Consider the following 18892-nt stretch of genomic DNA (forward strand, 5'->3'; position numbering starts at 1 on the left):
TAACCAAAATAGGATTAGTCTGCCCATTTTTATACATTGTTTCAGCTATTGATCGATAATAGCTTTCTTTGAGCGCGACAGGTACGGCTAATCCTTCCAGAAAAAATGGGAGGATTTTTTTGTTCTCCCTTTGATGAGAGGAGAAGATGGTTTGAGAGAATTAATGAAGTTAGTGAATATAAGCTATGAAATGATGGATCAGCCTATCTTTGAAGGGGTCAATGCGGGTGTACAGGAAGGGGATGTCATCGGGATCATTGGGCAGAATGGCGCAGGGAAGTCGACGCTTCTTCAGTTGATTCACGGGGACTTAATGCCTTCTGAAGGTACCATCCAGTGGCTGCAGCATGACTTGAACATCGGTATGGTCGAGCAGGAAACGGAGTCCTATTCCTTTTACGACGCGACACCTTCTGAAGCCATGCTTTTGGAAAAGTGGAGTGTGCCAAATCATGAGTTCCAGCAGCTGAGCGGTGGGGAAAAGCTGAAGGCCCGGCTTGCAAAAGGGTTTGCGAAGAATGCCGACCTTCTTCTGTTGGATGAACCGACGAACCACCTGGATCACGGGAGCATGAAACTCCTGACGAGCCAGATCAAGGAGTACAAAGGGACGGTCATTCTCGTTTCCCATGACCGGTATTTTTTAGATGAGGCGGTGACAAAGATCTGGGCGATCGAACATGGGAAGCTGATTGAGCACCGGGGCCATTATTCGAGCTACATGGAGGCACGGAAACAGAGACGGCTTACGCAGCAGCGTGAATATGAGAAACAGCAGAAGATGGTGGAACGGATTGAAAGTCAGATGAAAGAACTCTCGTCATGGTCACAAAAAGCCCACGCCCAGTCCACCAAAAAGGAAGGATATAAAGAATACTACCGGGTAAAAGCGAAGCGGACGGACAGCCAGGTGAAATCGAAGCAAAAGCGTCTCGAGAAAGAGCTTGAGAGGGCAAAGGTGGATGCGGTCGAGGAAGAACATACTGTGCGATTTTCACTTAAGGCGACGCATAAGACAGGGAAGCGGTTCTTGGAAGTGAAAGATCTGACGAAAGCATTTGAGGGACGAATACTATTCAGAAATGCCAATTTCACGATCCAGCATGGGGAAAAGGTGTCGATCATCGGACCGAATGGAAGCGGCAAGACGACATTATTGAAGGTGATCCTGGGGCAGGAGGCGGCTGACGGTGATGTATGGATTTCACCATGTGCAGAGATCGGCTATCTGACACAGGAAGTGTTCGACCTTCCCCTTGAGGAAACGCCCGAGCAGCTTTTCCAAAAGGAAACCTTCGAGGAGAGAGGGAAAGTCCAGACGCTCATGAAGCACCTGGGATTCCAGACGTCCCACTGGCGGGAACCGATCAGGAATATGAGCATGGGTGAGCGCGTAAAGTGCAAGCTGATGAAGTATATACTGGAGGAACGGGATGTGCTGATCCTTGATGAGCCGACGAATCATCTCGATTTGGCCTCCCGTGAACAGCTGGAGGACACCCTTTCGAAGTATAATGGAACTTTGATCGTCGTGTCCCATGACCGGTATTTCCTTGAAAAAACGACGAAAATCAAGCTTGTGATCGAGAATAGGACCATCGGGAAGCAGTTGAATGAACCGGTATCAGAACGGGATGACAAAGAAGTATGGCGGTTAAAGCTTGAGACGGAGAGGCAGGAAGTGTTGGGAAGGCTTAGTTTTATGGTACCGGGGGATGTGGGGTATGCTGAGCTGGATCAAAAGTTCAAACAGCTGACGGAACAAATAAATAAGATAAACTAAAAACAGGACATTTCAATCGAATAAAAACGATTGAAATGTCCTTTTGTTTGAAAGAAAACAGCCTTCTTTAACAGATGGATTTTCAGGAGGGTTCTTTACTTCTTCTCTATCAAATTACCGCCCGCCTGTATAAAACTTGAATTGATGGGACTGCCCCTGGCAATAAGCTTTATACCCCTCACTCTTGTGTGTATCATAGCAATCACCAGTAAGATAGCCTTGAGAAAAGTACGTCTCTTTGATACTGCCCACGATGACGACCCCGGCCATGAAGGATAAGGGAATTAAAACGAATAACCAAACCATTTTTGAAAACCTCCTTTTTTTAATACCTTATTAGGTAAAAGCGGGTGAACGTCCTGCAGGTGTTGCTTCTGCTACTATCTTACCATTATCATATGGAAAAATATAGATGTTAATGCACACGCAAGATAGGATGAATCATTGATCTCGTTGCCAATAAGATTTAGATCTAATAGGAATGGTAGATCTCAAACCGGAATAATATTCTTAGGTGTGCTTTTTTTTTGTTCCGCAACTAAGTTATAATATACCTATAACCCTCAGGAGGTACATATGAAACAGCAAAACTATGGAAACCACAGTAAGATCGATCCCGCCTATCATGTTGGAATTGCACTTTTATCACTCATCACACTCATTTTGACGATTACGTTTTTCGTCAAGAATGTAGGGACAGAGACTTTGCTAAGCTTCGTGGTGCTGTTTGTTGTGTTGACGATTATCCTTATAGGGATAAAGCTAAGAACCTATGCTCTTCAGCTGCAGGATCGCATCATCCGCACGGAGGAAAGTTTCCGCTATTATCGTTTAACCGGGAAATCACCCGATGCCAGGTTATCCTTGAAGCAGATGATTGCGCTCCGCTTTGCGCCAGATGAAGAATTTCCAGGATTAGTGGAAAGATCAGTGACAGAGAACTTATCTCCTAACGACATTAAAAAAGCTATACAAAATTGGCGTGCAGATCATCATCGAGTATAAACAACACAGAAGGACCGCTCACTCTTGGGCGGTTACATTTTTGTTAAAGGAGGCTCGTTATGCCTAATGAAGTCATGGTGGATGTAAAAGATTTAGTGAAAAGATATGGCTCCTTCACAGCAGTGAAGGGAGTGAAGTTCCAGGTGGAAAAGGGTGAGATCTTCGGTTTGCTTGGTCCGAACGGGGCCGGGAAGACGACGACGATCGAGATGCTCGTCGGACTTCGAAAGCCGGATGAGGGGACGGCCGCTCTGGCGGGGTACGACGTGAAGAAAGAAGTGAATAAGGTGAAAGAGGTCATCGGGGTTCAGCTACAATCGACCTCTTTGTTTGAATTGTTGAAAGTAGAGGAGATCCTTCATTTGTACGCGAGCTTCTACCCGAGCCATGTGGACATCGACCAATTGATCGGGGAGATGCTGTTGACCGAGAAACGGAAGGACCGGATCAAGGGATTGTCGGGAGGTCAGAAGCAGCGGCTTGCGATTGCCCTTGCACTCATTCACGATCCAGAGATTGTGTTTCTCGATGAACCGACGACGGGACTGGATCCACAGGCCAGACGGACGTTGTGGGACATTGTGCTGCGGCTGAAGGAGCGTGGAAAGACGGTAATTCTGTCAACGCACTATATGGATGAAGCCCATGTGCTTTGTGACCGCATCGGCATTATGGACCAAGGGGAATTGATTGCTCTTGACACACCGACGAATTTGGTGAAAACCCTGCAGTCAACGAGTACGATTGAATTCCATCTCCACAATCCACCTGAACAGGAGTGGTTTGTAGAAATTGATGGGGTCGAGGAAGCGGCCATCAAGGATACGTTCGTCCAGCTCTATACCGATGAACTTCAGCTGGCACTGATCTCCTTGATTTCCAAATCGACTGAGCACAATTTGACCATTCAGGACCTCCAGACGCGCCAGGCGACATTAGAGGATGTCTTCATTCATATGACAGGAAGGAGGTTGCGGGAATCATGAGAGCTTATTGGCAGTTAACCCTTGCACAATTACGGATTTTTGCCCGCAACAAGCAGGTGATATTCTTCACTTTATTGTTCCCGGTCATCCTGATGGTGGCACTCGGGTCCTTTGCAGGCGGGGGAAATTCCCTCTCGTTAACAGTAGGAATGATCGACGGGGATCAATCCGAAGCTTCGAAGGACTTAAAGGACTTATTTTATAAAAATGAGGGACTCGAGACCACGAAATATGAGAGCGTCAAGATGGGTAAAGAAGCCGTTGAAAATGGAGATATCCAGCTTCTCATCGAAATCCCGAAAGGCTATGAAGCGAACCTGAAAGACGGGGAGGAGGCTTCCTCTCTTCCTGTGTACTATAATGAAAAAAACCTGACCACGTCAGAACTTGGTTTGACGGTGGTGAACGGCATCATTGATCAATACAGCAAGGACCTGGTTGACTATAAGCCGCTAGTGACGGTCGAGAAGGTAGGGATTGAGGCGTTGAACCTGCGATATGTTGATTTCCTGGTACCGGGGATCGTTGCCATGATGATCATGAGCAACAATATGAACGGGGTGGCAGGTCAAATTTCCGCGTGGCGTGAACGGGGGATCCTGCGGAGAATGCAGGGGACGAGATTGAAAGCCTCCACGTTCATCGCAGCCCAGATCACGGCGCGCCTGATGCTGAACGGAACACAGGCACTGCTTGTCGTCCTGATCGCCGACCTCATCTTTGACATTAACGTCGCCGGTTCATGGCTTGCCATGATCTTCTTCATCATCCTCGGAACCCTTGCGTTTATGGCACTTGGCTTCATTATCGCCGGTATGGCAAAGAACCCGGAGAGTGCCGGACCGATTGCTGGATTCGTGACGTTCCCCATGCTGTTTCTTGGTGGCGTGTTCTTCCCGATCAACAATATGCCGGATCTTATCCAGCCGATCGTAAAGGTGCTGCCGATCGCCCATTTGAGTTCGGCGCTGCGGGAAACGATGAATCTTGGAACCCCGTTTATGGAATTGGGGATGGAGACGATGATATTGGGTGCCTGGCTGGTTGGCGGGTTTGCGCTGGCTAGTTATGTGTTTAAGTGGGAGTAACATGAGAAAGTCCAATCGGATCAACCCGATTGGACTTTCTCACGCCCTCTTTTCCAAATCCTTCGCAGTTTGACTCGTTTCCACATCTTTTTCATCCTTCAAGGTGCCGAACAATGCATCGACGAAAGGGGTGGATACTCCATACCAGTAGTTTTCATTTTTGTAGTGATGCAGGATGTGAGTTTTTTTGAGCCATTTTCCGAACCGTGTTTTCGGCTTGAGGGGGCGATGGGCGACATAGTGCTTCCACTCGTAGACAAAGAACATGAACAGAATGCCGGTTGCAAAGGCAAGGGTGGCTGAGATCGAGCCGACCACGAAGTAAAACAGCAGACATAGGATGGACAGGCTGGGTACACTGTACCAAATGGGTAAAAACAGGAGCTTCAGGTCATTCGGTTTTTTATGATGGTCGTAATGCAGGCGCTTAATCAATTTTAGAAGAAAAGCGTTCTTCGGTGACTTGATGTGAAAGACAAAGCGGTGGGTAAGGTATTCACTGAACATGTAAGCGACGATCCCGATGGCAAAAAATAAGAAGGCGTATAAAGAAAGATCCATGGTCATCAAAAAGGCGATTACTATAAGAAAGATGCCTACCATGACCAAAATATCAAAGTGTAAGAAGAAATCCCGATACAATCGATTTTCTTTCATCCTCAACTTCCCCCATTCATTTTTTGCTTCCACAACCTTAAGCTGGTTTCCATCATTTCTTTAATGAGGCGCTCTGTTCCTTCCATGTCCCCTTTTAAGATGGAGTCCAACAGTTTTTCGTAATAGTCCCGTGAAGCTTTGCGATGATCCGGATCGCTGAAATATTTCTCCGCCATCCTGCTATAGAAGTCTTTGAAGCTGTTCAGGATGAGAAGATAGATGGGGTTCGCCGATAACTTGGCCACGCTTTGCTGCAGCTGCCAGTCGAAATCCGCATATGATCTCGCATCGTCCTGCACCTCTTCAAGAGGGACGAAGAGTGTAATGATCTTGAGCCTGTGATGGTGAAGGGCATCCCTGAAATAGGTGGGTGTCAAAGAGATTCTCAGCTCGAGCATATGATGGATGAATTCGTCGGGTACTTCTTCCTGGTGCTCGAGGATATTCACGATCGTCATTAAGTTCCCCTGCTTCCAATAATCGTTCACAACAGCGGGCATCCCTTTTCGTCCCGTGATCCAACCGTCCCGTTCCATCCGCTGCAGAGCTTCCCGGATGGTAGGTCTTCCCACTTGAAAACGGGTGGCCAATTCTCTTTCTGATTGTAGTGATTCATGAACCTTGATGTGCCCTTCTAAAATGGATTGAATGAGTTTTCCGGCGATGATGTCTGATGAACGTTCTTTCACTGGAGTGTACACCTCCCTATTGGTCTTACCAATTTTATATATGGTAATACCATTATATGTTCTAACGCGGCTTATTTGTCAATTAATTCTGAAAGTTATATTGTGGTGTGTGGAATTCCTGATGTTTTCACCAGGGTTGTTCAGGGAAGTTAATAGAAATAAACAAGAGTCTGTATGGCTTCCCGATAAGGGTATAAACTAACCATGAAGATTCAATAGAAGAGAGGGCGAGTATGATGAAAGCTGTTCAAGTCACCGGATATGGAGGAATCGACAAATTAGAAGTCGTTGATATTTCGACCCCGACTCCGGGAAAAGGCGAAGTCCTTGTAAAGGTAAAGGCATGTGCCATTAACAATACGGAAATTTGGATGAGAGAAGGCGCTTATGGAACAGGGGAGAAGTCAGGCTGGCGTCCTGAAGGTGTTCAGTTCCCGAGAATTCCCGGATCGGATATAACAGGTGAAATTGTAGGAGTAGGTTCCAATGTTTCTGAGACGGTGATTGGCAAGAATGTCGTTCTGTTTCCTTTCACTTCAAGTGGCATGGAGGGGTATGAGCATATTTCAGAGGATATGTCGTTCATTGGTTCCGAATATGATGGAGGGTATGCTGAATACGTCGTTTGGCCGTTAGAACTCTGTTATGATATGCCTCTCCCAACATATGAAGAAAGTGCCGTATTTTCTGTCAGCGGATTGACAGCATGGCATATGGTGGAACAGATCCAGGCTAAGCCGGGAGAAACGGTCATCGTGACCGGTGCCAATGGCGGTGTAGGGTCGTTGAATGTTCAAATCGCTTCCAACGTATTCGGATCGAAGGTGATTGCGATTGTAGGAGACATGGGTTTAGAAGGTAGAATGAAAGAACTGGGGGCGACTCATGTATTATCCTATAAGTCCCCTTCCCTTGCCGATGAAATAATAGAAGTTAATGGAGGTCCGGTGGATTCAGTATTGGACGTAGTCGGGGATGCGTTGTTTGCGACATCCATAAGCGTTTTAAAGAATGGCGGGAAGTTTTGTATATCAGGCTCGGCCGGGGGACAGAAAACGGAACTCGATTTTAGGACCGTTTATTTAAAACATATCACGTTATATGGATCGGTATTAGGAACGAGAGATGAGTTTAAACGGATGCTTGACGCCATCGCTGCAGGTAAGATCAAGCCGGTCATCGATCGTACCTATCCTCTCGAAAAAGCGGGAGAAGCACAAACGTACTTCAAGAATTCAGGAAAACTCGGGAAGATCCTTTTGCTTCCGGAAAAATAATATTTCAAGAAAAACATGGGGAGCAAGTCGTCCTCATGTTTTTCTGTTTTTTTCGAAACTATTGGCGAACGAAAATCACTTTTTCATCCATAGTGCCCTTCTCATATGCCTCCGCAATCCCCACCTCTTGAATCAGGCTTTTGGCTACCATTTTGTACTTCAACGATACGTGGAAGTCCTTGTCAAAAGGGTAAGGATCAAGAGTCACTTCTTTTTCATTCATCCATAGGGCCATAAGAGGCTGATTTTCCTGATGAAACACCTCTGTATTCTGAAATCCATCTTTGAACCACGGATGTTCATCCTCTTTATCCACTCCCGGCTCATTCAGGCAAAGATATAAGGACAGGTTATCTGAGAATTGCAGTAAGCGGAAATGCTGCTGAAGCAATTCTTCATCAAGGTCAGGGAACGACTCCTTAAGTCTCATTTGTCTTCTGGCTTCTCCTGTTAAAAAAACGAGGCAGTCTTTATTATTAGATTGGGAAAAGAAGGAGCAAAAGTGCAGGCTGCACAGGAGACTCGCATAGGTGTTCACCCTCTCAATCTCGTCCACACCGATTTTGTAGAATGCGAGCTTTGGCAGGAGGGGGTAGTCTGAAAAGGTGTAGGGGATCTTTTCCCTGTCATTCCAGATCGGAGTGTCGTCCAAACCGATCCAGCTCCGGTCGTGCTGATAGGCTGCGTATAAGGCATCGTCAAAGAATGAATCAGATTTTAGTAGAGACGGCTTCAAGTGCTTGATGGTTTCGCCTGATAAAAAGGCGTGGTCGTGCTGTCTGATCATGATAAATGAATCCTTGGTTTCGCGAATGATCATGAAGGAGGGGCTCCTTTCTGTTTGGATTTGTCTGTGAATTCATTATAGCAAAGTCGATCTCTCTGATTCACTGATTCTCTTGCATAGTGCATGAAATGTTTCTTTTTCTTTTGGAAAAAAGAAGGGTTTCTTCTGACGATAAAGAAATGAATAGAGTGAATGATATTTTCAGGGGGTATAACGAATGGCTGTAACGACAGGGATCTTGGAATGGACTTTGCTGTCGGAGTGTCCGATTCCAGATGACGTAGAGAAACTTTTGATTAAAGGGGAAGAGGCCGTTGCTGCGTATAAGACGATTCGGGATAGTGCGATTTTCACCACTAAGAGATTAATCGTCAGGGACTCACAGGGGCTGACAGGGAAAAAGGTCGAAATCTATTCACTTCCGTATTCTTCTATTAATATGTGGTCGACGGAGAATGCTGGCAGCTTTCTTGATGTCAACGCAGAAGTTGAGCTGTGGACGAGAGCTGGTCATATTAAAGTGAAGCTGAAAAAGGGGATCGATGTTCGAAAGTTTGACAAGTTAATCGCAGATGCTCTCCTTTCTTAACAGTAAAGGCAAGGGTATAGTAAAAATAATCGATATTTCGGGAGGTTAACAAATGGGAAGAATGGTACATTTCGAAGTACATGTGGATGATATGGAACGTGCAAAGACATTTTATGGAGAAGTATTCGGCTGGAAGTTCGAAGACTGGAGTGAATTCGCTGGTATGCCTTACTTTGGGGCGGTGACAGGGGATGAAAATGAGATGGGGATCAATGGTGCGTTGATGCAGCGTCAAAGTCCTCCGCCACAACCGAATCAACCGATGAACGGGTATTCATGTACGATGGGCGTCGAGAATTATGATGAAACGGAGAAACTAATTCTTGACCAAGGCGGCAAGGTAGCGATGCCGAAGTATGCCCTGCCTGGAATGGCGTGGCAGGGGTATTATGTGGATACGGAAGGAAATATTTTCGGGATTCATCATCCGGATAAGGATGCGAAGTAGGGTTGGTAGAAGATTACTAGCGAATGGATGGGTGTCTGACCTGAAATAGAGGTTAGGCACCTTTTATTGTTTAAAGTAAGGATCCATGGGATTTGGTTGATGTGGTAAAATAAGGATGTGGAAGAACTTCACTTGTATAAGACGAAACGAGGGAACAACTGTGCTTAAAAAAATAAGAATGACGATAAGCATCACCGTTCTGGGTCTATCACTTTATGGACTGTTTTCAAATCATAATGAAATGCTTCCTTATACGATGGCAGGCTTGGCGGTCCTCATGGTGATCATGGGAGCGGAAGAACTTCAGAAGAATCGGAAGTCGTATCGAAGCTATTTGTTATTTGGTGTATCTGCTTTCTTGCTCCTGGTGGCCATTGAAGGCTTTATCTACTAACTTCTTCATCTTGAAAAGGAGAATCCCCCAAGTTTGTTGAATTGATTCAAGTAGAGATCAGGAGGGGGAGCGACAGTGGATTATCTGTTAGAACGGGTGAAGGATCATATATATGTAGTGGCGGTTTGGGATCCGGAATGGAATACATATACCAATGCGTACTTGATTCAGGAAGAAGCTGGAATGACAGTGGTCGATTCGTGTAAAGAGAAGCACGTGGTGTTTCTCCAGCACGCCCTAAACAAAATCGGGAAAACGTCAGACGATGTAAAGCTTATGCTCGTCACCCATGGACATGAGGATCATGTGGGAGGGGCGCCGCTATTTACTAAGGCAAGGAAGGTCATTCATGCTGATGAGACGTTGCCGGTGGCGTCTTCCATTAGCGGGAAGCTCCTTGATAGGGGAACGATAGGGGATTACGAATATACAAGAGTCGGCTATCATTCTCCGGGTTCTGTGATTTTCTTTCATCGGCCCACGAGAACTCTGTTTACGGGGGATTTCCTCTGTTTCTTTGGGGATCCTTTGTCTGATGGAGGGCTTGTTTCAAAAGGGGACGATCTTAGACAGGCCTGGATTGAATATCTTCAAGGTGGTGGAGTTGCAAAGTTGGACTTACCGGTATTTCTGAACGGACTAAGAATCATGCAGGAATACGACCCGGACGTGATGTGTACAGGCCACGGCGGAGTGTTAGTGGGGGATCTTGACGTGTTCCTTGAAGAGTTGATCACTATAGGAGATAAGGATAAATAAAAGAGTGGAAGGGGTGGGTGGAAGTAGATGCCCATCCCTTTTTTGGTACGATTTTCTCTCTCCTGACCAAGATGAAATCCTCTGATCATTCAAGTCTATTATCGATGAAAGGCAACAGCCGCCTCTGCCATCTCTAGTATCTTTTGACGAAGATTCTTCGGTTCAATCACTCTTACCTGATCGGCAAAACCGAGGATATACCCCTTTGCTTCGTCTTCTGTATCAAAAGAAAGGGTCACCGGTATCCAGTTCTCTTTGTTTCTATCCCCCATCTCAAGGACACGGGCAAAGCGTCCGGTGAATGTCAGCCTGGATAAAGCAAGTGGAGAGACCTCGACTTTCACTTCATAAGAGGGCAGACGTTTAATGAAGGATTGAGTGGAGGATGTCCAGTACTGAGCCAGGTCGAATCCCTGGGGTCTTACGAACGTTCCGGCCAAAGAATCGGCGGAGAGGATACGGGAGGCCCTGTAATTCCTGATGTCTCCGTTTTCCTTGGAAGCCACGAGGTACCAGAGATCACCCTTCGCCACGAGTCCGAGTGGTTCCACAATGCGGTCGTCTGTTTTTCCGTCTGCACGCTGGTAGGTAATCCTAAGTTTCTGTTCCTTCCAAATGGCCTCTTTAATGACTTCAAAGGAGGCTGTTTTTTTCTTCTGCTTCCTCCAAGAACTTGTGTCGATATGGATCCGGTTCCATACGTCTTTCGCGTTTTCACGGTAGATAGATGGAAGGGAGGCGATGAGTTTGTTTCTGGCTTCTTCGGACGTTCGGGTCAAGCCGAGATCGTCAAGGAGCTGGGATGAAGGTGACACGAACAACGCGCGGATTTCAGATTCTTTCAGACCGGTCAGATCCGTCTGATAGTCTTCGAGTAATGACCACCCTCCGTTTTTTCCGCGCTCTGCCACCACGGGGATCCCTGTTCCGCTCAGAGCGTCCATGTCTCTGTAAATCGTCCGTTCGGAAACTTCCAATCTCTCTGACAGTGCTTTTGCGGTCATTTGCCCGTGTGATTGTAATAATAATAGAATGGATACCAGTCGGTCGCCTCTCATCTGCTTCACCTTTTTCCTGAATTTATTAAGTTTATTTAATTAAATATGACAGTGGATGTCAAGAATAGGATCGTATAATAAACGTATCTTGTAGATGAAAGGAATGGGATCAATGAAATCATTGAATGGAAAAGTTGCTCTCGTAACGGGAGGGAGCAGGGGAGCGGGCCGTGCGATCGCTGTTGAATTGGGTAAAGCCGGCGCAACGGTTTATGTCACGGGACGAAGTACGAAAGGGAATTCCACGAAAGGCTTTCCTGGAACGATTGATGACACGGCTTCACAAATCGAAGAAGCAGGTGGAAAGGGGATCGCGGTTCGTTGTGATCATACGGCTGATTCGGAAACGGAATCGGTCATCAGGCAGATTCGTGAAGAACAGGGGAAGCTCGATATTCTGATCAATAATGTGTGGGGAGCGCACGACATCGGGGTTAACCCGGGGGCATTCTGGGAGCTGCCCCTGACCAATTGGGATACGATGTTCACGGCCGGTGTGCGGGCTCAGTTGGCGACGAATCGTTTTGCCATCCCGTTACTCCGTGAGAATAAAGAAGCACTCGTCATTCACACGACCTTCTGGGATGATGGCAAGTACACGGGACAGTTCTATTATGATCTGGCGAAGAATGCTCTCGTTCGCATGGCGTACGGACTTTCAGAAGAATTAAAAGGGGATAATATCGCGGTTCTTGCTGTTTCACCTGGATTTATGAGGACGGAGCTTGTACTCGAGCACATGGGGGTGGACGAGGAACACTGGCAGGAATCGGAAGACTTAAGGAAATCCGAAACCCCTTATTATATTGGACGTGCCATCACAGCGCTGGCAATGGATCCAGGGGTGATGGAGAAGACGGGACAGGTGTTAAAAGCCGGAGACCTGGCGAAGGAGTATGAGTTCACAGATGTGGATGGACGATATATTCCGCCGTTTACGATGTAGGATGGGATCCCCCTTTTAAAGGGGGCTTTTTCTATTTGTAAACTCCATTCTTAATCAACCTATAAGCCGAATAGACTATTCATGATAACCACTTTCAAGAGGAATAGGGGTGGCATGATGTTTTCGGTGACAGAGATGCGTACGTTCGAGTTGTTTTCTGTTCCCCATATTACTGTGCTTATAATGTTTGTGGGTATATCTCTTTTTCTGATTTATGGTAAACGGCTCCTGAAACCTTATCAGCCGATCATCAAGTGGACGTTACTCGGAATCTTAGTCCTAAGCGAGCTATCATGGCATATTTGGCTTGTGGCAACGGGACAGTGGGAGGTGGGTGACCTGCCTCTGCAGCTCTGTTCCATCAGTACATTCGTATCGATTTATTTGTTTTTGAAACCGAATAAGAAAGCTTTTTATTTACTGTTCTTTATCGGGTTGCTTCCACCGATATTAAGTATGGTGACGCCTGAGATGTTTTACCAATTTCCCCATTATCGTTTTCTTAAATATTTCCTCCATCATGGAGCCATTGCGTGGTCCGTCCTTTATTTCATCGTGTATGAGGGATACCGGGTACCAAGAAAAGCGATATGGACCGGCTTCCTGATGATCAACCTTCTCGCCTTGCCGATTTTCTTTCTTAACCTTCTTCTCGAAACGAATTTCTTCTACTTAGCCAATCCAACGGAATCCAAAACGATCCTTTCCTTTTTCGGGTCGGGTGTCATGTATTATATCAATCTGGAAATTGCGGCACTTGTGGTGTTTCTGGTGACGTATCTTCCCATGGGGGTCCTGATGAAGCGAGAGAGGGGGAAAGGGTAATACTTTCCTGATTTCTGGGTCAATTGTAAAAAAGAAATAATTTAATTTGAAAGAGCTCTTCCACCATTAAGGTAGGAGAGCCTTCTTTTCTTAAACTCTATATAAAGGGTGAAACCATATGGGGTTGTGAATGGGATGTACGTACATATGAATGGAAGTCCAGTGGAATGGTGTTTTTAGGCAGGAGTCTTCACGCAGAGAGAAGACACTTTATTACTCTCAGGAAGCTTCTTGATTTCATTCCAGGCTTCGATGGCATCGATTCTAGTTTTGCTCGATTGTTCGGGTGTTTGTTTACTGCCTCGGCCCAAGCAGCATCACACCAACCCCAACCAAACAAATCCCCGCTCCAACCCAGTCATACAGATCAGGTGTCTTCTTGTCAATTCCCCATCCCCATAGAACGGACAGGACAATGAACACCCCTCCATAAGCGGCGTAGACCCTGCCGAATGAAGGGAAGGATTGGAAGGTAGCGATGACTCCGTATAGGGCAAGGGCGATTCCGCCGGCAAGGCCCCAATAGACTGGTTTCCCTTCCCGGAGCCATAGCCAGATGAGGTATCCTCCTCCAATTTCGGCGATTCCTGCAATGAAAAACAGTATGATGGCATTTAACATGTGGATCACTTCCTATATAAGTTTATGGTAATTGGATTATAACGTACTTCGGTGCCTTAGGTTTAAAATCCACCTATCCAAACATTTGTCTATTTCCACCAAACCTTCTACAATAAAAGGAACAAGAGATGGGCGTTCGTCTCATACTGGAGGTGGAAGTAATGGATAATACCGAGAAACATTATTCAGAGGAAAAGTTTTGGGGGAAGTTGAAAAGGTACGGCTTGAAGGCGGGACATTCCGTCGTGTATACGGCGCTGCTTCTTTATTTTGTCCTGCAAAAGCCGGATGTTCCAAAGAAGTCGAAGATGATCATCATCGGGGCACTTGGATATTTCATCCTTCCGACAGATTTTATTCCGGACATGGCAGTTGGGATTGGTTTCACAGACGACTTTGGTGCCCTGGGTATTGCTTTATTGCAGGTGGCCATGTATATCGATGACGAGGTGAAAGCGAAGGCTAAGGCGAAGTTGAGTGACTGGTTCGGGGATGATGTAGATACGTCTGAGGTAGATGGGAAGTTGTAGCAGGTAAGTGGGGAAAAAATGCAGTGAAGATCTCAGTGTCATTGACGTAAATGTTGATGATGCTTTTTTTTTTGGATACAGACTTCGTGTCCACTAGTGACCAAGGTGACGTAAGGGATGAAGTGTGTTGGGGATGATGTTCATAATCAAGTGAGATCTCTTTCTCCCCATATCCACTACATATCGTTCACGTTTTCATCTTTGGGCTCATATTTTTTCGTGAAATAAAGCGTAAGGATCACCCCAAGTACCACGATGCCGATACAAATAGAAAGGGGGAAGTCCCAGCGTGTATAGAGGATTGTTGAAGCCCCGATGATCGTGATCCATTCGAAAGCTAGAAAGGATTTAAGGTATTTCATGTTTTCTTCTCCTTTTGTTCATTAATAGTACCGTATTTTTATTAATTTTAGTCCTTTTTTATTTTGGCTCAAGGTTTGTATTGTCCCGTAAAAAGGGCACCATGAGAATTACTTATCGTCGAATAAATCCTCATCCCCCTGTGGTTCTTTCATGCCATGCTTTTCTTCGAGGTATCTCCCGATTGAAGAATTATTGATGCCGTCCCGGACAGCTCTTTCAATAATCATGTAGAAGATTAGTAGACTAACGAGTGCCCCTAAAATGATGAATGGAATTTCCATATGTTCACCTCCGCATACATTATGGCTATTCTATTCTTTGATTCTTTAAGCCAGGTACAGCGTGAATTAATTTCCTGTCATAACCGGAACGAAAGACAAATATTTTATTCTTTTTATCTTTCTCCCTCTTTCTTGAAGTATCGAAAACTAATTTATCCACCCATTCAACACCATCCCCATATTCATCACCATATGGAACACGATCGAAGGATAGATACTATCCGTCTTAAGCACGACAATGCTATAGAAGAGTCCACCAAAAGAAAAAAGAAGGCTGAGATGTAGCGGAATTCCGATAGATAGATGCAACAGACCGAATCCGAGGCTTGTGACCGTGACGGCATAAAGGACGGAGACGTTTCGTTTCAACGATGACAGCATGACGCCTCTCCAGATGAGCTCTTCCAGGGTAGCATTCAGGATGGTAAATCCTAGTGCGAATAGGAATAATGATTTCACCTCACTGATTCCCGGTGACCAGAAGAGGGGGATGAAGATGGTGCTTGATCCCGCCAGTCCAATCAGTAAGAATAAGGGCAGTGAAATGGTATGGGAGGGCATGGAGATGCGCTTTTTCCAAACCGGAAATCTTGTGTGAAAACGGATCTTTTCTTTTGATATCAGGTGTGAGACGGCTATAGACATCAATATCAATAGAAGGAAAGCTCTGTTCAATACGATTTTCATTTCTTTTGAAATATCCCATTCGTTCATCCAGCCGGTTGCGAATTGAAACAGTAGTAACCCGAGAAGGAAGAAAAGGAATAAGGACACGACGGACCGGTTGACTCTGGTAGCGAGATAGAGGATTAGAAGCCCTAGCAGCGGCAGTAGTCCCCAGTTGTATGCTCGATAGGAAAGAAGGATGATCCCTGCGAAAAACAGGGCGGCCGAACTTATGAGGAAAAGCGTTTGCCGTGAACGGATCATGGGGTCCCCCTTGGTTGTTCTTTATGTATAGTTTAGCATATTTTTCCTATTCTGAATGAGTACTTTTTTCGTGATGGACAAAGAAAGTGAGGTTTATGGTAAAATTAGGATAGTTTACATAAGGGGGAGAAATGATCATGTACAAACACATCATATGGGACTTCGATGGCACTCTTTTTGATACCTATCCCGTGATGGCGGGAAGCTTCAAGGAAACGCTTGAAAGCCAGGGAATCGAAGAGCCGTTGGAGGAAATTATGAAACATATGAAGGTAACGATGACATATGCTTTCAATCATTATGGAGAGAAGTACGGAATCGGGGACGAGTTTATCACAGCCTACGATTCACGCAGAAAAGCAGTGGAATTCGATTTGTCCAAGCCCTTTGAAGGAATCGTGGAGCTTTGTAAGTATATTCATTCCACGGGGAGAAGGAATTATTTGTACACCCACAGGGGCGAGTCTTCGATCAAGATGCTGGAGAGTTATGGGCTGACAGAATACTTTTCTGACTTCATCACCTCCCAGCACGGGTTTGAGAGGAAACCGAGTCCTAACGCCATTCAGCACCTGATTCGAACCCATCATATCGATCATTCGGAAGCGATCATGATCGGGGACCGGGATTTGGATTTATTATCTGGAAAAAATGCAGGGATCAGTTCGTGTTATTTTACGGATAAGGTTGAAGAAAACCCTCATGCTGATTACGTTGTGACAAGTGTGGAAGAATTGTATTCGATCATTTGAGGCTTGAATAATAGAGGAGAAGCTGCTTATCAGATCAGTAAAACAGGACGGTATTTAAAGGTGAAAAGGGATGGGGCGCACTTTAGTTGAATAGGATCCTGCTATCTTCCACTATATGACCCAGTTTTCGTTACTTATGATCCGTTTTTTGAATATATGATCTGCTTATTTCACTTATGAACCGGGTTCCCTCAGTTATGATCCGGATTTCTGAAATATGAACCACTTTTTCATTTTATGATCCTTTTGTCAAAAAATCGAAGCATAGGCTACTTATTCTTCAGGTGTAGAGAGGCGAGCAGGAAGCATCGATGGTCAATAAGAAAAGCGGGTCGTCCTATAGGATGACCCGCTTTTTATACTGAAAAAACATAATCGTTCCTTTCCATGCTCATACTATACCATATACGTTTAAAGGAGCGAGTACCATGAGTGAATCCCAGCAGACCATGCTTGGCCGTTTAAAAGAGATCCAGGAGAATCAAACCGAAATGTGGACCAGCTATTGGCAGCAATATTCCGATTTTGCCACCTGGCCGTTTTGGGTATTGGCTGCATTATTTGTTCTTCCTTTAATCGTGCTTTTTTTTAGAATAGATAAACGAAAGGCCCTTCTTTTAGGGTTCTATGGGTATAATGTTCATGTTTTCTTTACATACGTAGATGCCATAGGAGCCAACATGGTGAAGTGGTTTTATCCATATAAAATTTTCCCGGTGCTGGCGAGCTCGGTTTCATTGGATGTGGCCGTAGTCCCGGTTTCCTATATGCTCATGTATCAATTTACATTGAACCGTCATAAAAATTATTATCTATTCATGGTGCTCCTCAGTGCGGTGTTTGCATTTGCTTTCAAGCCATTGCTTGTTGCGATCGGTCTGTTTGAAATGAGCAAGGGGACAAATTATTTCATCTTATTCATTGGCTACGTGGTGGTCGGTCTGATTGCGAAATGGATCACGAATGTCTTTGTTTATTTGGAAAAAAAAGCTCTTAATCGGGTGTGAGGATCTTTCTGGGTCTTCCATCTGCTTTTCCCATGACATTGATGAAATCCTCGACAAACTTTGAATAGTCCAAGTCAAGGAAGATGTTGATGTTTTTTTCAGCCGGCTTGGAACTGGGCCTGAAATCCGCGATGGACGTTCCCTTTCCAATCCCCGTAGTCAAGATGTTGACCTCCCTTCTGATGGACTGCCCCATTTCCGGGTTCACCATCAGGGATAGGGTCACGACATCATGCAGAGGTGCACCGTTAATACCGGGAACGAGCTTCTTATAGGCTTCAATATAGTATTCCATGACTTCATCCATGATCTCGATCAATGGGTTATCGGACATCTGCTGGACGTATCGGATTTGGTCCATGGTGATGATGGCTTTGTTCGAGACATTCAGGGGAACGATGTATAGATTGTTCAGATCTCTGATCACCACCTGTGAGGCAATGGGATCTCCATAGAAGTTCGCCTCCGCAGACGGGGTCACGTTCCCGGGAACCATAAATGCGCCTCCCATAATGTAAAATTCCTTGATTTCTTCGACGATGTTTTCACCTAACAAATGAAGGGAGGCAAGGGAAGTATTCCGCCCTACGTCAACGATGGTGATATCTTCCTGATCCTTGATGATTTTGTAGAGTTCCGAGAAATTAGTGAGTTCACCTGAAAAGCTCTCAGGCGGTCTGATGGGTCCGAGCCCTTCCTGTCCGTGGATCTCAGGGTAGTACGTGGGGATTTCCCCAGAGGATGGACTATTGGTTCCCCCGATGATCGGGATATCCTCTCTCCCGGCAAGCTTGAGCAGGTAGGCGATATTATCCGTTGCCTGCTCTTTGGATGTATTCCCATAGCTTGATACGATGGCGAGTACCTGAATGTCAGGGTTCAGCAGGGCGTACATGATGGCAATGGAATCATCAATGCCGGGATCCGCAAACAGAATGATCTTCTTCATCGGACATTCTCCTAACCAAATATGATGTATTTATATAACGTATCGATAGAAAAAAAGGATTATTCCTTTGATAGAATCAATTTATATGAAACGTACTTCCCAAACAGATGATTTGTCATCATTAAAGAAACATGTGAAGATGAATTCATACCAAATTTATCGGAATAA

The 18892-nt window shown here is 45.4% G+C and carries 24 protein-coding genes; 14 read left to right on the plus strand and 10 right to left on the minus strand.

Going from position 1 to position 18892, the window contains the following annotated elements:
- Positions 1-151: 151 nt before the first annotated feature.
- Positions 152-1783, plus strand: coding sequence for a ribosomal protection-like ABC-F family protein (abc-f, locus tag ACOSV2_RS12355; protein ID WP_428975332.1), 1632 nt, complete (start codon positions 152-154; stop codon positions 1781-1783).
- Between the two features lie 114 nt (positions 1784-1897).
- Here the strand turns inward: abc-f and ACOSV2_RS12360 are convergent, their stop codons facing one another.
- Positions 1898-2089, minus strand: coding sequence for a hypothetical protein (locus tag ACOSV2_RS12360; RefSeq protein WP_428975333.1), 192 nt, complete (start codon positions 2087-2089; stop codon positions 1898-1900).
- A gap of 270 nt (positions 2090-2359) precedes the next feature.
- On the opposite strand from ACOSV2_RS12360, the gene ACOSV2_RS12365 reads away from it, so the two are divergent.
- Genes ACOSV2_RS12365 through ACOSV2_RS12375 form a run of 3 tightly spaced genes read left to right on the plus strand, consistent with a single transcriptional unit; the run spans position 2360 to position 4862 of the window.
- A complete protein-coding gene (locus ACOSV2_RS12365; protein WP_428975334.1) occupies positions 2360-2788 on the plus strand; it encodes a DUF6526 family protein in 429 nt (142 codons plus the stop codon).
- A gap of 59 nt (positions 2789-2847) precedes the next feature.
- On the plus strand, positions 2848-3774 hold the full coding sequence (locus ACOSV2_RS12370; RefSeq protein ID WP_428975335.1) for an ABC transporter ATP-binding protein: 927 nt from the start codon (positions 2848-2850) through the stop codon (positions 3772-3774).
- Entirely contained in the window at positions 3771-4862 is a 1092-nt protein-coding gene (locus ACOSV2_RS12375) for an ABC transporter permease (RefSeq protein ID WP_428975336.1), read from the plus strand. The genes ACOSV2_RS12370 and ACOSV2_RS12375 overlap by 4 nt, the downstream gene beginning before the upstream one ends.
- Before the next feature lie 39 nt (positions 4863-4901).
- On the opposite strand, the gene ACOSV2_RS12380 is transcribed toward ACOSV2_RS12375, so the two are convergent.
- The gene (locus ACOSV2_RS12380; protein ID WP_428975337.1) at positions 4902-5519 is read right to left on the minus strand and encodes a sterol desaturase family protein; all 618 of its coding nucleotides are present in this window, start codon (positions 5517-5519) and stop codon (positions 4902-4904) included.
- A gap of 2 nt (positions 5520-5521) precedes the next feature.
- Complete coding sequence (locus ACOSV2_RS12385) at positions 5522-6208, minus strand: GntR family transcriptional regulator (RefSeq protein ID WP_428975338.1); 687 nt, start codon at positions 6206-6208, stop codon at positions 5522-5524.
- A gap of 236 nt (positions 6209-6444) precedes the next feature.
- Between ACOSV2_RS12385 and ACOSV2_RS12390 the strand changes: the two genes are divergently transcribed.
- Complete coding sequence (locus ACOSV2_RS12390; protein WP_428975885.1) at positions 6445-7485, plus strand: zinc-binding dehydrogenase; 1041 nt, start codon at positions 6445-6447, stop codon at positions 7483-7485.
- Between the two features lie 58 nt (positions 7486-7543).
- Here ACOSV2_RS12390 and ACOSV2_RS12395 read toward each other — a convergent pair whose 3' ends face one another.
- On the minus strand, positions 7544-8305 hold the full coding sequence (locus ACOSV2_RS12395; protein ID WP_428975339.1) for a DUF3891 family protein: 762 nt from the start codon (positions 8303-8305) through the stop codon (positions 7544-7546).
- A 184-nt stretch (positions 8306-8489) separates the two neighbouring features.
- Here ACOSV2_RS12395 and ACOSV2_RS12400 point away from each other — a divergent pair, with 184 nt between their 5' ends.
- From ACOSV2_RS12400 to ACOSV2_RS12415, 4 genes are all read left to right on the plus strand, one after another.
- Entirely contained in the window at positions 8490-8861 is a 372-nt protein-coding gene (locus ACOSV2_RS12400; RefSeq protein WP_428975340.1) for a PH domain-containing protein, read from the plus strand.
- Between the two features lie 52 nt (positions 8862-8913).
- Positions 8914-9309 carry a VOC family protein gene (locus tag ACOSV2_RS12405; RefSeq protein WP_428975341.1) on the plus strand — a complete coding sequence of 132 codons (396 nt, stop codon included), beginning with the start codon at positions 8914-8916 and terminating at the stop codon, positions 9307-9309.
- A gap of 160 nt (positions 9310-9469) precedes the next feature.
- Positions 9470-9703, plus strand: coding sequence for a hypothetical protein (locus tag ACOSV2_RS12410; RefSeq protein WP_428975342.1), 234 nt, complete (start codon positions 9470-9472; stop codon positions 9701-9703).
- Between the two features lie 75 nt (positions 9704-9778).
- A complete protein-coding gene (locus ACOSV2_RS12415) occupies positions 9779-10462 on the plus strand; it encodes an MBL fold metallo-hydrolase (RefSeq protein ID WP_428975343.1) in 684 nt (227 codons plus the stop codon).
- Between the two features lie 98 nt (positions 10463-10560).
- On the opposite strand, the gene ACOSV2_RS12420 is transcribed toward ACOSV2_RS12415, so the two are convergent.
- Entirely contained in the window at positions 10561-11520 is a 960-nt protein-coding gene (locus ACOSV2_RS12420; RefSeq protein ID WP_428975344.1) for a helix-turn-helix transcriptional regulator, read from the minus strand.
- Between the two features lie 112 nt (positions 11521-11632).
- On the opposite strand from ACOSV2_RS12420, the gene ACOSV2_RS12425 reads away from it, so the two are divergent.
- A complete protein-coding gene (locus tag ACOSV2_RS12425; protein WP_428975345.1) occupies positions 11633-12466 on the plus strand; it encodes an SDR family NAD(P)-dependent oxidoreductase in 834 nt (277 codons plus the stop codon).
- Between the two features lie 117 nt (positions 12467-12583).
- The gene (locus tag ACOSV2_RS12430; RefSeq protein ID WP_428975346.1) at positions 12584-13291 is read left to right on the plus strand and encodes a YwaF family protein; all 708 of its coding nucleotides are present in this window, start codon (positions 12584-12586) and stop codon (positions 13289-13291) included.
- A gap of 294 nt (positions 13292-13585) precedes the next feature.
- Here ACOSV2_RS12430 and ACOSV2_RS12435 read toward each other — a convergent pair whose 3' ends face one another.
- A complete protein-coding gene (locus ACOSV2_RS12435) occupies positions 13586-13912 on the minus strand; it encodes a YnfA family protein (protein ID WP_428975347.1) in 327 nt (108 codons plus the stop codon).
- A 161-nt stretch (positions 13913-14073) separates the two neighbouring features.
- Here ACOSV2_RS12435 and ACOSV2_RS12440 point away from each other — a divergent pair, with 161 nt between their 5' ends.
- Positions 14074-14442, plus strand: a complete 369-nt coding sequence (locus ACOSV2_RS12440; RefSeq protein ID WP_397554196.1) for a YkvA family protein — start codon at positions 14074-14076, stop codon at positions 14440-14442.
- Between the two features lie 176 nt (positions 14443-14618).
- Here ACOSV2_RS12440 and ACOSV2_RS12445 read toward each other — a convergent pair whose 3' ends face one another.
- The 3 genes from ACOSV2_RS12445 to ACOSV2_RS12455 form a co-directional block, all read right to left on the minus strand.
- Positions 14619-14804: a hypothetical protein gene (locus ACOSV2_RS12445; RefSeq protein WP_428975348.1), complete on the minus strand. Its 186-nt coding sequence runs from the start codon at positions 14802-14804 to the stop codon at positions 14619-14621.
- Positions 14805-14912: 108 nt separating this feature from the next.
- A complete protein-coding gene (locus ACOSV2_RS12450; RefSeq protein ID WP_428975349.1) occupies positions 14913-15086 on the minus strand; it encodes a hypothetical protein in 174 nt (57 codons plus the stop codon).
- Between the two features lie 147 nt (positions 15087-15233).
- Positions 15234-16016, minus strand: a complete 783-nt coding sequence (locus tag ACOSV2_RS12455) for a CPBP family intramembrane glutamic endopeptidase (RefSeq protein ID WP_428975350.1) — start codon at positions 16014-16016, stop codon at positions 15234-15236.
- A 137-nt stretch (positions 16017-16153) separates the two neighbouring features.
- Between ACOSV2_RS12455 and ACOSV2_RS12460 the strand changes: the two genes are divergently transcribed.
- Both ACOSV2_RS12460 and ACOSV2_RS12465 read left to right on the plus strand, forming a co-directional pair.
- Positions 16154-16768, plus strand: a complete 615-nt coding sequence (locus ACOSV2_RS12460) for an HAD-IA family hydrolase (protein WP_428975351.1) — start codon at positions 16154-16156, stop codon at positions 16766-16768.
- Positions 16769-17196: 428 nt separating this feature from the next.
- On the plus strand, positions 17197-17775 hold the full coding sequence (locus tag ACOSV2_RS12465) for a CBO0543 family protein (RefSeq protein WP_428975352.1): 579 nt from the start codon (positions 17197-17199) through the stop codon (positions 17773-17775).
- On the opposite strand, the gene ACOSV2_RS12470 is transcribed toward ACOSV2_RS12465, so the two are convergent.
- The gene (locus ACOSV2_RS12470) at positions 17762-18724 is read right to left on the minus strand and encodes a nucleoside hydrolase (RefSeq protein ID WP_428975353.1); all 963 of its coding nucleotides are present in this window, start codon (positions 18722-18724) and stop codon (positions 17762-17764) included. The genes ACOSV2_RS12465 and ACOSV2_RS12470 overlap by 14 nt on opposite strands.
- Between the last annotated feature and the right edge of the window lie 168 nt (positions 18725-18892).

It is taken from the genome of Rossellomorea sp. DUT-2, from assembly GCF_052665285.1.